General features: G+C 65.7%; 15 protein-coding genes. 7 read left to right on the top strand and 8 right to left on the bottom strand.

What is annotated here, in order from left to right:
- Position 1 precedes the first annotated feature (1 nt).
- Positions 2–1351, top strand: a complete 1350-nt coding sequence (locus ACQ4N9_RS20645; RefSeq protein WP_390967735.1) for a TolC family outer membrane protein — start codon at positions 2–4, stop codon at positions 1349–1351.
- Between the two features lie 200 nt (positions 1352–1551).
- On the opposite strand, the gene ACQ4N9_RS20640 is transcribed toward ACQ4N9_RS20645, so the two are convergent.
- A complete protein-coding gene (locus ACQ4N9_RS20640) occupies positions 1552–2742 on the bottom strand; it encodes an MFS transporter (RefSeq protein WP_390967736.1) in 1191 nt (396 codons plus the stop codon).
- A 107-nt stretch (positions 2743–2849) separates the two neighbouring features.
- Between ACQ4N9_RS20640 and ACQ4N9_RS20635 the strand changes: the two genes are divergently transcribed.
- Positions 2850–3731, top strand: a complete 882-nt coding sequence (locus ACQ4N9_RS20635) for a LysR family transcriptional regulator (protein WP_390967737.1) — start codon at positions 2850–2852, stop codon at positions 3729–3731.
- A 114-nt stretch (positions 3732–3845) separates the two neighbouring features.
- On the opposite strand, the gene ACQ4N9_RS20630 is transcribed toward ACQ4N9_RS20635, so the two are convergent.
- Entirely contained in the window at positions 3846–4601 is a 756-nt protein-coding gene (locus ACQ4N9_RS20630; RefSeq protein WP_390967782.1) for a 3-oxoacyl-ACP reductase family protein, read from the bottom strand.
- A 118-nt stretch (positions 4602–4719) separates the two neighbouring features.
- Here ACQ4N9_RS20630 and ACQ4N9_RS20625 point away from each other — a divergent pair, with 118 nt between their 5' ends.
- Positions 4720–5646, top strand: a complete 927-nt coding sequence (locus tag ACQ4N9_RS20625) for a LysR family transcriptional regulator (protein WP_125463181.1) — start codon at positions 4720–4722, stop codon at positions 5644–5646.
- Positions 5647–5794: 148 nt separating this feature from the next.
- Here ACQ4N9_RS20625 and ACQ4N9_RS20620 read toward each other — a convergent pair whose 3' ends face one another.
- Together ACQ4N9_RS20620 and ACQ4N9_RS20615 are read right to left on the bottom strand one after the other, a co-directional pair.
- Complete coding sequence (locus ACQ4N9_RS20620; protein ID WP_125857862.1) at positions 5795–6277, bottom strand: GreA/GreB family elongation factor; 483 nt, start codon at positions 6275–6277, stop codon at positions 5795–5797.
- Position 6278: 1 nt separating this feature from the next.
- The gene (locus ACQ4N9_RS20615) at positions 6279–6677 is read right to left on the bottom strand and encodes a hypothetical protein (protein WP_347149152.1); all 399 of its coding nucleotides are present in this window, start codon (positions 6675–6677) and stop codon (positions 6279–6281) included.
- Between the two features lie 134 nt (positions 6678–6811).
- On the opposite strand from ACQ4N9_RS20615, the gene earP reads away from it, so the two are divergent.
- A complete protein-coding gene (gene earP / locus ACQ4N9_RS20610) occupies positions 6812–7930 on the top strand; it encodes an elongation factor P maturation arginine rhamnosyltransferase EarP (RefSeq protein WP_390967738.1) in 1119 nt (372 codons plus the stop codon).
- A gap of 48 nt (positions 7931–7978) precedes the next feature.
- Positions 7979–8548, top strand: a complete 570-nt coding sequence (gene efp, locus ACQ4N9_RS20605) for an elongation factor P (RefSeq protein WP_125463185.1) — start codon at positions 7979–7981, stop codon at positions 8546–8548.
- Positions 8549–8650: 102 nt separating this feature from the next.
- On the opposite strand, the gene ACQ4N9_RS20600 is transcribed toward efp, so the two are convergent.
- The 3 genes from ACQ4N9_RS20600 to ACQ4N9_RS20590 form a co-directional block, all read right to left on the bottom strand.
- Positions 8651–9079 carry an organic hydroperoxide resistance protein gene (locus ACQ4N9_RS20600; RefSeq protein WP_023632623.1) on the bottom strand — a complete coding sequence of 143 codons (429 nt, stop codon included), beginning with the start codon at positions 9077–9079 and terminating at the stop codon, positions 8651–8653.
- Between the two features lie 141 nt (positions 9080–9220).
- Positions 9221–9676, bottom strand: coding sequence for a MarR family winged helix-turn-helix transcriptional regulator (locus tag ACQ4N9_RS20595; RefSeq protein WP_110996499.1), 456 nt, complete (start codon positions 9674–9676; stop codon positions 9221–9223).
- A 55-nt stretch (positions 9677–9731) separates the two neighbouring features.
- Positions 9732–10688 carry a LysR family transcriptional regulator gene (locus ACQ4N9_RS20590; protein WP_390967739.1) on the bottom strand — a complete coding sequence of 319 codons (957 nt, stop codon included), beginning with the start codon at positions 10686–10688 and terminating at the stop codon, positions 9732–9734.
- Between the two features lie 115 nt (positions 10689–10803).
- Here ACQ4N9_RS20590 and ACQ4N9_RS20585 point away from each other — a divergent pair, with 115 nt between their 5' ends.
- Positions 10804–11553 (top strand): sulfite exporter TauE/SafE family protein, encoded by a 750-nt coding sequence (locus ACQ4N9_RS20585; protein ID WP_125857865.1) that lies wholly within the window; start codon positions 10804–10806, stop codon positions 11551–11553.
- Positions 11554–11620: 67 nt separating this feature from the next.
- Here ACQ4N9_RS20585 and ACQ4N9_RS20580 read toward each other — a convergent pair whose 3' ends face one another.
- A complete protein-coding gene (locus ACQ4N9_RS20580; protein ID WP_390967740.1) occupies positions 11621–12472 on the bottom strand; it encodes a LysR substrate-binding domain-containing protein in 852 nt (283 codons plus the stop codon).
- 96 nt (positions 12473–12568) lie between these two features.
- On the opposite strand from ACQ4N9_RS20580, the gene ACQ4N9_RS20575 reads away from it, so the two are divergent.
- On the top strand, positions 12569–12787 hold the full coding sequence (locus tag ACQ4N9_RS20575; RefSeq protein ID WP_258645564.1) for a DUF1127 domain-containing protein: 219 nt from the start codon (positions 12569–12571) through the stop codon (positions 12785–12787).
- Positions 12788–13061: the final 274 nt, after the last annotated feature.

Genomic DNA, 13061 nt, shown 5'->3' with positions numbered 1-13061 from the left:
TGTGAACAAGCTGCAATTGATCGGGCTGCTGGCGGCCTGCGCCTGGCTGCCGACGGCCGCGCAGGCGGCCATGGGGCCGTTCCAGGTTTACGAGCAGGCGCTGCGCCGCGACCCGACCTACCTGGCCGCCTTCAAGGAACACGAAGCCGGCCAGGCCTACCGTGACATCGGCCGCGCCGGGCTGCTGCCGAGCCTGTCGTACAACTACAACCGCGGGCGCAACGATTCCGAGGTGTCCTACCTTGGCGATTCGCGGCGCCAGACCGAGGACCGCACCTACGACAGCATGGGCTCGAGCTTCACCCTGCAGCAGCCCTTGTTCGATTACCAAGCCTATTCGAGCTACCGCAAGGGCGTGGCCCAGGCGCTGTTCGCCGACGAAAACTTCCGCGATCAGAGCCAGCAACTGCTGGTGCGGGTGATGACCAGCTACACCAAGGCACTGTTTGCCCAGGACCAGATCGCCATCAGCGTGGCCAGCAAACAGGCCTACCGCCAGCAGTTCCAGCAGAACCAACGGCTGTTCGAGGCCGGCGAAGGCACCCGCACCGACATCCTCGAAGCCCAGGCCCGGTTCGAGTTGGCCGATGCCGAGGAGATCCAGGCGCGCAACGAGCAGGATGCCGCGCTGCGCGAGCTGGGCGCGTTGATCGGCGAGCCTGCGGTGCGGGTCGAGGATCTGGCGCCGCTTTCGGCCGGCTTCGTCCTGCCGCCGGTCGAGCCCAGCGGCTATGACGCCTGGCAGGAGCGGGCCGTGGCCAACAATCCACAACTGGCATCGTCGCGTCAGGCGGTGGAAGTGGCGCGTCAGGAAGTGGAACGCAACCGCGCCGGGCACCTGCCCAGGGTCACTGCGTACGCCACCTCGCGGCGCCAGGAGTCGGACAGCGGCAACACCTACAACCAGCGTTACGACACCAACACCGTCGGCATCGAGGTCAGCGTGCCGATCTTCGCCGGTGGCGCTGTCTCGGCCTCGACCCGCCAGGCCAGCCGGCAGCTGGAGCAGGCCGAGTACGCCATGGACGGCACTACCCGCAGCGCCCTGATCGAGTTGCGCAGGCAGTACAACGCCTGCCAGTCCGGGGCCAGCCGCCTGCGTGCCTACGAGCGTGCGCAGGTGGCGGCGGAGGCGTTGGTGGTGTCGACGCGCAAGAGCGTGCAGGGCGGCGAGCGGGTCAACCTGGATGTGCTCAATGCCGAGCAACAGCTGGCCACCACCCGCCGCGACCTGGCCCAGGCGCGGTATGACTACCTGCTGGCCTGGGTCAAGCTGCACTACCAGGCGGGGGTATTGAGCGAGACGCAACTGGCGCGGGTGGATGAGGCATTCATCGCCAGCAAGTCGTGACCCTTGCGGGGGCGGCGGTTCGCCGCTGCGATTTACCCGCGAAGATGACACCTCATTGCCTGGCACGGGCTATGCCCGTGTTCGCGGGTGAACCCGCTCCCACAGGGATCGCGTGACCCTGTGGGAGCGGGTTTACCCGCGAAAGAGACACTGCGGTGCCCGTGTCAGTCGGCGATGAAAGCCATTGGCGGCCTTGAAGGTCAGGCCACCTCAGGCTGCAACTTCACCCGTTTGCGCTCCGCCAACCCCCACACCGCCAGCGCCACTGCACCGATCACCACCCCGGCGACGACGATCCCGTTCCAGCCATGCCGCTGGAACAACTGCGTCCCCAGCAACGAGCCCAGCGCGCCGCCGATGAAATAGCAAGTGATGTAGCCGGCATTGAGCCGTGTACGCGCTTCAGGGCGCAGCACGATCACCGCATTCTGGTTGCTCACGTGTACCAGCTGCACTGCCAGATCCAACAGCAGCACGCCCAGCAGCAGCGCCGCCAGCGAGCTTTGCGCAAAGGCCAGCGGCAGCCACGACAGCAGCAGCGCCACCAGCCCCACCGTGGTGCCCAGCGAACCCTTGCCGCGGTCGGCCAGGCGCCCGGCCCAGTTGGCTGCCAGCGCCCCGGCTGCACCGGCCAGGCCGAACAGGCCGATTACTGCGTCGGAATAGTGGTACGGCGGGCTGCTCAGCAGGAACGCCAGCGGCGTCCAGAACAGCGCGAACAGGCTGAACGCCAGCAAGCCCAGCAGCGAGCGCAGGCGCAGTACCGGCTCTTCGATGAACAGGCGGAACACCGAACCGATCAGCGCCGGGTACTTGAGCCCCGCATGGCTGTGGTGCCGGGGCAGGCTGCGGTAGAGGGCGAGGGCGGTGATCGCCATCAGCACTGCGGCCAGTACATAAATGCTGCGCCAGCCGCCCAGTTCGGCCATGAAGCCGGCGGCGGTGCGCGCCAGCAGAATGCCCAGCAGCAGGCCGCTCATCAGCGTGCCCACGGCGCGGCCACGCTGGTCCGGGGCGCTGAGGGCGGCGGCCATCGGCACGAGGATCTGCGCCACCACCGAGAACAGCCCGGTCAGCGCGGTGCCGAGGATCAGCCAGGGCAGGCTGGGGGCGCAGGCGCTGATGACCAGGCCGGCGGTGGCGATCAGCACCATGGTCACGATCAGCCGGCGCTGTTCGAACAGGTCACCCAGCGGTGCCAGCAACAACAGGCCGGCGCCGTAGCTGAGCTGCGCGGCGATGACGATGGTGCCGGCGCCGGGGGTGCTCAGGCCGAACTGCTCGGCGATGCTGTGCAACAGCGGTTGGGCGTAGTAGTTGCTGGCCACGGCCAGCCCGGTGGCGGTGGCCATCAGCAGGATCAGGGCGCGGCTGAGAGTGGGGGCGTTCATGGTTGTCTCGTGGCAGGCAAGGTGGAATGGCGACCAGTATCAGGAAGTGTCTGGCATGACGCCAATGTATAGTTTTCAGCTTGTCCATCTAAAAAGCAGATAGATCGATGAATCTCAAGCAGCTCGAATACGCCCTGGCGGTGGCCGATACCGGCAGTTTCACCCGCGCTGCCGAGCGCTGCCATGTGGTGCAGTCGGCGCTCAGCCACCAGGTGGCGCGGCTGGAGGCGCAGCTGGGGGTTAGCCTGTTCGAGCGCAGCTCGCGGCGGGTACGCCTGACCCATGCCGGCGAAGCCTTCGTGCTCAGTGCCCGGCCGGCGCTGGAGGCCACCAGGCGCATTGCCGATGACGTGGCCGCCGCCTGTGGCCAGGTGCGCGGGCGCCTGTCGATCGGCGAAATCAGTTCGCTCACCGCGCTCGACCTGGTCGACCTGCTGGCGGTGTTCCATCGCCGCCACCCGGACGTCGACGTGCGCTGGCTGACCGCCAAGAGCGAGCTGCTGATGGCCGACGTGTGCGAGCGGCGCCTGGACGTGGGGTTTGTTGGTTTGTGGCAGGGCGAAGTGCTGCAGGGCGTGCAGCATCGCCTGCTGGCGCGAGAGGAACTGGTGGCGGTGCTGCCGCCCACCCATGCCCTGGCGGGCCGGGCGCAGCTGGCCCTGGCGGACCTGGCCGCCGAGGTGCTGGTGGACTTCCCCGAAGGCACTGGCGCGCGCCGGCAGACCGACGAAGCCTTCCAGGCAGCGGGGTTGGTGCATCGGGTGCAGTTCGAGATCGGCCATATTCGCCTGGTGGAAAAGTTTGTCCAGCGCGGCATGGCCGTGGGGCTGGTGCCGGAGCGGATCGCCCGGGGTTTTGCCGGGGTGGCGGTGGTGCCGTTGCTGGATGCGCCGGTACGGCATTTGTATGCAGTGTGGTCGCCTAGCCCAACCCCGGCGGCGCGGGCGTTTCTGGAAGTGATGGAACAGAGCCTGGGTACAGATGGTTGAGTCTGTGGCTGCTTGTGCTGGCCTCATCGCCGGCAAGCCGGCTCCCACAATGTATTGCCTGATTCCTGTGGGAGCTGGCTTGCCAGCGATTAGGCCTGCCAGGAGACACTTGTCTCAGGCCGCGAACCCACCATCGGCGGTCAAGCTGGCGCCGGTGATATAGCCCGCCTCCGGCCCGGCCAGATAGGCCACGAAGCTGGCGATCTCCTCCACATGCCCGTACCGCCCGATGGCCATCAGCGGGATCAGGCTGTCGGCGAACTCGCCGCTGGCCGGGTTCATGTCGGTGTCCACCGGCCCTGGCTGCACGTTGTTCACGGTGATGCCCTGCGGCCCCAGGTCACGGGCCAGGCCTTTGGTCAGGCCGACCAGCGCCGACTTGCTCATGGCATACGGCGCGCCGCCGGCAAACGGCATGCGCTCGGCATTGGTGCTGCCGATGTTGATGACCCGCCCACCCTGGCCCATGTGTTTCGCGGCGGCCTGGGTGGCGACGAACACGCTGCGCACATTGACCGCCAGGATGCGGTCGAAATCGGCCAGGTCGAACTCGGCCACCGGCGCCACCGCCAGCACGCCGGCATTGTTGACCAGGATATCGAGCCCACCGAAGGCCTTGACCGTGTCGGCCACGGCCTGCTGCACGGCTGCGGCCTCGGCGCTGTCGGCGCGCAGGGCCAGGGCCTGGCCGCCGGCGTTATTGATCTCGCCGGCCAGGGCTTCGGCGGTGGCGGCGGAGCTGACATAGGTGAAGGCTACCTTGGCGCCGTCGCGGGCCAGGCGGCGGACGATGGCCGCACCGATACCACGGGAACCGCCCTGGACCAGGGCCACTTTGCCGCTCAGGGGAAGTGCTTGGGACATGCTGATCTCCAGTATTCAAGCAAGGCAGGTTGCCTTGGATGGGCGCAGTATCGACCGATGATTACCCACTGATAAGATGGTAATCACGATCATCTGAGTAAACCGTTGGTTGAGAATCCAAGCCATGGAATCGTTCAGTCACCTTGAATGCTTTGTTCGCAGCGCTGAAGTGGGCAGCTTTGCCGAAGCCGCCCGGCGCCTGTCGCTGACCCCGGCGGCGGTCGGCAAGAACGTCGCCCAACTGGAAGCGCGCCTGGGCGTGCGGTTGTTCCAGCGTAGTACCCGCAAGCTGACCCTGACCGAGGCGGGGCAACGATTTCTGGGGGAAGTCAGCGACAGCTTGCGCACCATCCAGTACGCCATGGCCAACCTGGCCAGTGCCGAGGGCCAGCCGGCGGGTGTGCTGCGGGTGAGCATGGGCACGGTGTTCGGGCGGCTGTATGTGCTGCCGTTGCTGGGGGAGTTCTTGCGGCGTTACCCGGCGATCACCCCGGACTGGCATTTCGACAACCGCCAGGTCGACCTGATCGGGCAGGGCTTCGATGCCGCCATCGGCGGTGGTTTCGAGCTGCCGCTGGGGGTGGTGGCGCGCAAACTGACCCCTGCGCACCGGGTGCTGGTGGCGGCGCCGGCGTACCTGCTGCGGCACCCGCCGATCGAGCATCCCAGTGCGTTGGCACAGCATGAAGGCATCCTGATCCGTTCGCCGCAGACCGGCCGCGTGCGTGCCTGGCCGCTGACCAGCCGCTGGCAGGAGCAGTGCCCGCTGCAATTGCCGCAGAGCATGACCATGAGCGACTCAGATGCCGCCTGCGCCGTGGCCGGGCAGGGGCTGGGGATTGCCCTGGTGAGTTTGCCGTTTGCCTTGCCGTACCTGACCGAGGGCAAGCTGCAGCGCGTGCTGCCGGACTGGTACGTGGACGATGGCAACATCAGCCTGTATTACGCCGAACACAAGCTGTTGCCAGGCAAGACCCGGGCGTTCATCGATTTTGTGGTGGAGCAGTTTGCCGAACAGGGCTTGGCGGGGCGGTTCAACGCGTTGCAATGACCATCGCGGCACTTTGTGGGAGCCGGCTTGCCGGCGATGCAGGCGCCGCAGTCTCGGGCACCGGCTTCGCCGGTGATCACCGGCAAGCCGGCTCCCACAGGTTCGGCGCAGCTTGCAAGAGCGTGTGGAGGCAGGCTTGCACCATTGATTACACGACAGCGACGATGTACTGCACCTGCATCACCCCATTCACCACCAGGCTCACCTCGTCATCCAGCTTCTTGCCCAGCAGCTGCTGCCCCAGCGGCGCACGCGGAGTGATCACCGTCACCAGTGCATCACCTTCGCCAATCTTCAGCCCGGCCCCTTCTGGCCCGAGGAACAGCAGGCGCTGGCGGCCGTCTTCATCTTCCAGCGTTACCAGGCAGCCGATCTGGATGCCCCGCGCCGGGTCATAGTCGCGCAGCACCAGTTGTTGATAGGTCAGCAGCGCCTGGCGGATCTCGGCGGTGCGCCGGGCCTGGCCAGTGGCCAGATAGGACGCCTCCAGCCCCAGGGTGTCGTACTTGTTCTCGGCGATGTTCTCTTCGGCGGTGGCCGTTTCGTAGGCAGTCTGGGCCGCCTGGCGCAGCACTTCCATGTCGTGCTCGAGGGTGGCGATGATGCGCTGCAGCAGGCTGGTCTTGTTCATCTCAGTAGCAGAACTCCAGCACGTTGGCCTGGCTCTTGTCGGTCGGCGCGGTGCGGTTCTGCTGCAGCCAGAACTGGCACTTGGGGTTGTTCAGGTTGCGCGGGCTGCCCTGGGCGGTTTCGGCCGCCTGTTGCAATTGCTGCTGGTGCAGGATGTCCTTGTAGCGTTCGAACATCTGCGCCTGGGCATCCTCCGGTTGCGCGGGCGCGGTGGCGGGCGCCGGCTGGACGATGGCCGGGGCGACCGCCTGGGCCACCGGCTGCACCTGTTCCGGCCACAGGCGTAGCGCCAGCCACAGGCTCAGGGCGATGGCGACGGCCCCCAGCCACAGGCCGAAGGCGACGCACAGGATCAGTTGCACAGGTTTGAGGGTGATCTTCAGTTCGCGGGAGCGGGGCATGGCGGCCTCCTGGCAGGGCGGATCGATGGCGGCATTGTCGCATGGCGTGGCAGGTTTTTTTAGCGCGGCGCTTTTGTCGGCGAGCATTTGTGCGCAGAATCCGCGGTCTTTTTTGCAGGTAACGGGACGTGGCGATGAAAACCACCTGGGACATCTTCTGCACGGTTGTCGACAACTATGGCGACATCGGCGTGACCTGGCGCCTAGCCCGCCAGTTGGTGGCCGAGCATGGGCTGGGCGTGCGCCTGTGGGTGGATGACCTGCAGTCCTTCGCCCGCCTGTGCCCGGCGCTGGACTGCAATGCCGACCAGCAATGGCAGGAGGGCGTCGAGGTGCGCCGCTGGGCCGTCGAATGGCAGGGCGCAGCGCCTGCACAGGTGGTGATCGGGGCCTTTGCCTGCCAATTGCCGCCGGCGTTCGTCGAGGCCATGGCCCGGCAGCCCAAGCCGCCCTTGTGGCTGAACCTGGACTACCTCAGTGCCGAGGACTGGGTCGAGGGTTGCCATGGGCTGCCCTCGCCGCAGGCCAACGGGCTGCGCAAGATCTTCTTCTTCCCGGGCTTCACTGAAAAAACCGGTGGCCTGCTGCGCGAACGCACATTGTTGCCGCGCCGCGAGGCGTTCGAGCGCGCAAGCTTCCTCGCCGAGTTAGGCGTTGTGCCCGCGGACGGCGCGCGGCTGATTTCGCTGTTCGCCTACGAGAACCCGCAGTTGTGCAACTGGCTCGATGCGCTGGCGGCCGATGCGCAGCCGGTTCACCTGCTGGTGCCGCAAGGGCGCATCCTGGGTGACCTGGGCCGCTGGCTGGGCGAGCCCGAGCTGCCCGTGGGGGCCTTGCATCGGCGCGGCGCCTTGACCGTGCAGGTGCTGCCGTTCGTCAGCCAGGACGATTACGACAGGCTGCTGTGGAGCTGCGACTTCAACGCCGTGCGCGGCGAGGATTCGTTCGTGCGCGCGCAATGGGCCGGCGCGCCGATGCTGTGGCACATCTATATCCAGGAAGAGAACGCCCACTGGGAAAAACTCGAAGCCTTCCTGGCCATTTACCGTCGCGGGCTGTCGGACGCCGCTGGCCTGGCGCTGACCGCGATGTGGCGCGCCTGGAACATGGATCAGCCGATGGGGCAGGCCTGGCAAAGTCTGCAGCCGCACTGGGCAGAACTGTGCATGCATGCCCGCCAGTGGCGCGCCGAGCAGGCCGCTCAGCCGGACCTCGCCACGAGGCTGGTACAGTTTTACCGAAATTCGCTATGATACGCGGCCTCGATTTTTATAAATCCATCCAGATTCGGATACTTCGTAATGAAAACTGGTAAAGAGCTGAAACCCGGTACCGTACTGCGGATCGATAACGACCCGTGGCTGGTTCAGAAAGCTGAGTTCACCAAGTCGGGCCGTAACAGCGCGATCATGAAGACCAAGCTGAAGAACCTGCTGACCGGCTACAAGACCGAAACCGTATACGGTGCGGACGACAAGCTGGACGACGTGATCCTGGATCGCAAAGAAGCGACCCTGTCGTTCATCAGCGGTGACTCGTACACCTTCATGGACACTTCCGACTACACCATGTACGAACTGAACGCCGAAGACATCGACGCCGTTCTGCCGTACATCGAAGAAGGCATGGAAGACATCTGCGAAGCCGTGTTCTTCGAAGGCCGCCTGGTATCGGTAGAACTGCCGACCACCATCAGCCGTCAGGTTGTCTACACCGAGAACGCCGCACGTGGCGACACCTCGGGCAAGGTCATGAAGCCTGCCAAGCTGAAGAACGGCACCGAGATCTCTGTTGCCGACTTCATCCAGATCGACGAGTGGATCGACATCGACACTCGCGACAACAGCTTCAAGGGCCGTTCCAAGAAGTAATCCTTCTTGCGATGAGCACGAAAAACCCGGCCTCGGCCGGGTTTTTTTGTGCCTGAAAAACATCGCGGTATGGCGCGTTCCCTTGCAGGAGCGGCCTGGGTGTCAGACCGTCACATGCAACCGCACATCCACATTGCCGCGGGTAGCGTTGGAGTAAGGGCAGACCTTGTGCGCCTTCTCCACCAGCCCTTCGGCATCGGCCTGGGCCAGGCCCGGCAGGTTGATGTGCAGGTCGATGTCCAGGCCGAAGCCACCGGGAATCTGCCCGATACCCACCTTGGCGGTGATCGAGGCATCGGCCGGCAGGGCCTTTTTCTCCTGGCCGGCGACGAACTTCAGGGCGCCGATGAAGCAGGCCGAGTAGCCGGCGGCAAACATCTGCTCGGGGTTGGTGCCGTCACCGCCAGCGCCGCCCAGCTCTTTAGGGGTGCTCAGCTTGACTTCCAGCTTGCCGTCGCTGGAGCGGGATTTACCGTCGCGGCCGCCAGTGGAAGTGGCTTCTGCGATGTACAGCGGAGTGACCTTTTGCATCTTGAGCCTCGTTCATATGCTGTGCGCCCGTTGATGGAAGGGGCGCTGGGTGGGTACGGGATAAAACTTAGCGCGCAATTAGTTTGCGCGCAAGTTAAATGTTTGGCCACTCGTCCGAACGGCCATCACCCAGCATAGCCGTCAGAGGTTTTTTTGCAGGTTCGCGCGCAGTTCGATCAGTTCTGCCTGCAGCTTGGCCAGTTGTTCGACCGTGCGGCCGCTGGCCTTGAGGATGCAGTGCGGCACGTCCCGGGCTTGCTGTTGCAGGGCGCGGCCCTTGTCGGTCAGTTGCACCAGCACCACCCGTTCGTCTTCGCGGCTGCGGGTACGCTTGAGCAGCCCCTCGCTTTCCAGGCGCTTGAGCAGCGGGGTGAGCGAGCCGGGGTCGGTGAGCAGGTGCTGGCTGATCTCGCCCACGGTCAGGCCGTCCTGCTCCCACAGCACCAGCATGGCCAGGTACTGCGGGTAGGTCAGCCCCAGCGCCTGTAGCAGGGGCTTGTAGACCTTGGTCATCAGCAGCGACGTCGAATGCAGGGCAAAGCAGACCTGGTTGTCCAGCAGCAGCTCGTCGCAGGGGGCTTGGGTGTTGGCGTTCATGCAGGTCCTTGAAATCGGTGTAGGGGAAAATCTAGCACGCTGAAGGTTGGCGCGCTCATTGCCAGCGCAGCTCGCTGCGCAAGGCCAGGTCCCAGGGGGGCACCGGGCTGAAGCGGCTCTTGAGGAATTCGAGCAGCAAGCGGCTGCGAGAGTTCGTTTCATGTTCCAGGCGCAGCGCATAGATGCCACTGCTCTCCGGCGCGGGCAGGCCGTTGTCGCAGAACAGCGGCAGCAGTTCGCCGCGCAGCAGGTAGTCGCTGATCAGCCAGGTGGGCAGGTGGGCGATGCCCAGGCCGGCCAGTGCGCCGAACAGCAAGGTTTCGGCATTGTTGGCGGTCATGCGCATGCGCGTGGGCCGGTACAGGCGCGCCTGGCCATCGACCGTGAAGCGCCAGGCGAACGGCGGCGCCAGGCCGTCCCAGTCGAGGCCGTCATGCCCGGGCAGCTCGCTGGGGCAGGCGGGCATGCCACGGCTGGCCAGGTAGCCGGGGCTTGCGCAGGCGATACGCACCATGTAGGCCAGGGGCGTGGCCACCAGGCGGGTGTCGGCCAGGGGGCCGGCGCGCAGTACCAGGTCGACTTCGCCCAGGTGGCTGCCGTGCAGGTCGACGAAGCTGTCGATCAGGCGCAACTGCACGTCCAGCCCGGGGTAGGCCACCAGGAAGTCGGCAATGGCCGGTGCCAGGTGGCGGCGACCGAAGGCCGCCGGGGCATCGATGCGAATCAAGCCCTCGGGGGCGTTGCTCAGCGATACCGCCTCGGCCCGTGCCAGGCGCAACTCTTCGATGATGCGCCGGGCCCGTTCGGCGAAGGCGTTACCGGCGGGCGTGGGGCGCACGGCGTGGGTGCTGCGGGCGAACAGGCGGCTGCCGACGGCGCTTTCCAGGTTATCGATGCGCCGCGCCACGGCCGAGGGGGTCAGTGGGTGGCGGCGGGCGGCGGCAGAAAAACTGCCGGTTTCCAGTACATCGAGGAACAGGCTCAGTTGTTCGGTGAGGATATCGGGGCTCATGGCGGGTCTGCTTATGCGTAAGGCGCACAGCCATTGTGCGCTGCTGTGCGTTTCCCCGCCAGCCGCGACTGGGTAGCATGCAGCCATTGTTCAGGAGCAGGCGGATGAGGCGCTGATGATCGAGTGGTTGATGTATATCGTGTTGGGCGCCGCGCTAGGCACCATGGGTGGGTTGTTCGGCATCGGTGGCGGGCTGATCGCCATCCCTGCGCTGGGCGTGCTGTTCGGCCTTGACCAGCAACTGGCCCAGGGCACCGCGCTGGTGATGGTGGTGCCGAACGTGCTGCTGGCGCTGTGGCGCTACCACCAGCGCAACCGCATCGAGCTGCGCCATGCCGTGCCTTTGTCGCTGTGCAGCTTCCTCTTCGCCTGGCTGGGCTCGATCTGGGCGGTGGGCATCGATGCCCAGTCGATGCGCCTGGGCTTCGTCGGCTTCCTGGTGGCGCTGGCGGTGTGGAACGTGGCGCGGATGTTCCTGCGGGTGAGGCCGCCGAGCAGTGAATTGCGTTACCCCTGGCCTTGGCTGGGTGTGCTGGGCAGCTTCGCCGGGACCATGGGCGGGTTGTTCGGTGTGGGTGGGGCCGTGGTGGCCACGCCGATATTGACCAGCGTGTTCGGCACCACCCAGGTGGTGGCCCAGGGCTTGTCGCTGGCGCTGGCGGCGCCGAGTACCACGGTGACCTTGCTGACCTATGGGGTGCATCAGAGCGTCGACTGGAGCGTCGGTATCCCGTTGGCGGTGGGCGGTCTGCTCAGCATCAGTTGGGGGGTGAAACTGGCCCATGCGTTGCCGGAGAAGGTGCTGCGCGCGTTGTTCTGTGTGTTCCTGGTGGTGTGTGCGGTGATGCTCGGGTTTGAGCTCTAGTCTGATCGCGGGGCAAGCCCGCTCCCACAGGGTGGGGGCGGGCTTGCCCCGCGATGGTTTCTACGTGCTACTTGAACCCTTCGACGATGAACTCGGCCATGCAATCGGTGATCGGCGACTGCTGTTGCGCGTTGCGCAGCAGCATCACATTGGCCATGTGCAGCTGCGGCAGGCCATCGTCCTCGCCAAGGATGCGCAGCTCGCCGCCGACCAGGCTGTGCAGTTGCGCGGTCACCGCCAGCCCGGCGCTGACGATGGCGAAGATCGCCGCCAGGCTGGGGCTGGTGTAGGCGATGCGGTATTCGATGCCCTGTTGCTCCAGGGCATTGCAGGTCCAGGCGCGGCAGAAACAGTCGGTGTTGAACAGCGCCAGCGGCATCGGCCGCTGTTCCTGCGGGCAGTAGCCTCGGGCCGCCGCCCACACCAGCCGTTCCTGGCGCAGCAGCTGGCCGATTTCATTGCCGGGTTCACGGGTGACGATGGTCAGGTCCAGGTCCTGGCGCAGCATCAGCTGTTTCGACGAGTCGCAGTGCACCTCGACATGGATCAGCGGGTAGGCCTGGGCGAAGCGGGTAAGGATGCCGGGCAGGTAGCGCATGGCATAGTCGTCCGGGGTGCCGATGCGCACCACCCCGACCATGTGCGGCATGCGCAATGTATTGAACACTTCGCCATGCAGCTTGAGGATGCGCCGGGCGTAACCCAGCAGCACCTCACCCTCGGCGGTCAGGCGCACCTGGCGGCCATCGCGTTCGAACAGCTGGCGCTGCAGGATGTCTTCCTCCAGGCGCTTCATCTGCATGCTGACCGCCGACTGGGTGTGGTTGACCACTTCACCTGCGCGGGTGAAGCCGCCTTGCTCGGCAATGGCGACGAAGGTACGCAGCACGTCGGCATCGAGACTCTGATACTGGGACATTGCATCAATCTCCGAGATGCATGGCATCAGAAACATTCGTTGGATTGATCTTAGGCCTGGGCAGAGACTGAGGCCATCCACACGGAGGGCGTCAAGATGAAAGGTCATTTCAATGTTGCTCACCAGCCGGTATCGGCCCTGAACCATCTGCTGCACGGTGCCGGCGGGCTGTTCCTGCGCTGGTACGAGTTGCACCGCCAGCGCGACGAACTGGCGCGTCTGAGCGATGCGACGCTGCACGACCTGGGGCTGTCGCGGGCGGATATCCAGCAGGAGGCCGACCGGCACTTTTGGGAAGACCCGCTGCGCAAATAAGGGGGTGAAGGCCTCGCCGGCCTCTTCGCGGCTAAAGCCGCTCCCACAGGAACACCGCTGCTTGCGGGCTAGCGGTGAACCTGTGGGGCCGACCGGCACTTTTGGGAAGATCCGCTGCGCAAGTCAGGGGGTGAAGGCTTCGCCGGCCTTTTCGCGGCTAAAGCCGCTCCCACAGGAACACCGCTGCTTGCGGGCTAGCGGTGAACCTGTGGGAGCCGACCGGCACTTTTTGGAAGATCCGCTGCGCAAGTCAGGGGGTGAAGGCCTCGCCGGC

The sequence above is a fragment of the Pseudomonas sp. ES1 genome (genome assembly GCF_050586605.1).
Classification (GTDB): domain Bacteria; phylum Pseudomonadota; class Gammaproteobacteria; order Pseudomonadales; family Pseudomonadaceae; genus Aquipseudomonas; species Aquipseudomonas sichuanensis.
Note: the sequence above shows the minus strand (reverse complement) of the source record. Positions and strands in the feature narration are given on the sequence as shown.

Bases quoted from the DNA above. Each gene is read 5' to 3' on its own strand.
- ACQ4N9_RS20595 (WP_110996499.1), bottom strand. From the start codon at position 9,676: ATGAACGCCAACACCCAAGCCCCCTGCGACGAGCTGCTGCTGGACAAC.
- ACQ4N9_RS20620 (WP_125857862.1), bottom strand. From the start codon at position 6,277: ATGAACAAGACCAGCCTGCTGCAGCGCATCATCGCCACCCTCGAGCAC.
- ACQ4N9_RS20600 (WP_023632623.1), bottom strand. From the start codon at position 9,079: ATGCAAAAGGTCACTCCGCTGTACATCGCAGAAGCCACTTCCACTGGC.
- ACQ4N9_RS20615 (WP_347149152.1), bottom strand. From the start codon at position 6,677: ATGCCCCGCTCCCGCGAACTGAAGATCACCCTCAAACCTGTGCAACTG.
- ACQ4N9_RS20625 (WP_125463181.1), top strand. From the start codon at position 4,720: ATGGAATCGTTCAGTCACCTTGAATGCTTTGTTCGCAGCGCTGAAGTG.
- ACQ4N9_RS20590 (WP_390967739.1), bottom strand. From the start codon at position 10,688: ATGAGCCCCGATATCCTCACCGAACAACTGAGCCTGTTCCTCGATGTA.
- ACQ4N9_RS20585 (WP_125857865.1), top strand. From the start codon at position 10,804: ATGATCGAGTGGTTGATGTATATCGTGTTGGGCGCCGCGCTAGGCACC.
- efp (WP_125463185.1), top strand. From the start codon at position 7,979: ATGAAAACTGGTAAAGAGCTGAAACCCGGTACCGTACTGCGGATCGAT.
- ACQ4N9_RS20575 (WP_258645564.1), top strand. From the start codon at position 12,569: ATGAAAGGTCATTTCAATGTTGCTCACCAGCCGGTATCGGCCCTGAAC.
- ACQ4N9_RS20580 (WP_390967740.1), bottom strand. From the start codon at position 12,472: ATGTCCCAGTATCAGAGTCTCGATGCCGACGTGCTGCGTACCTTCGTC.
- ACQ4N9_RS20635 (WP_390967737.1), top strand. From the start codon at position 2,850: ATGAATCTCAAGCAGCTCGAATACGCCCTGGCGGTGGCCGATACCGGC.
- ACQ4N9_RS20640 (WP_390967736.1), bottom strand. From the start codon at position 2,742: ATGAACGCCCCCACTCTCAGCCGCGCCCTGATCCTGCTGATGGCCACC.
- earP (WP_390967738.1), top strand. From the start codon at position 6,812: ATGAAAACCACCTGGGACATCTTCTGCACGGTTGTCGACAACTATGGC.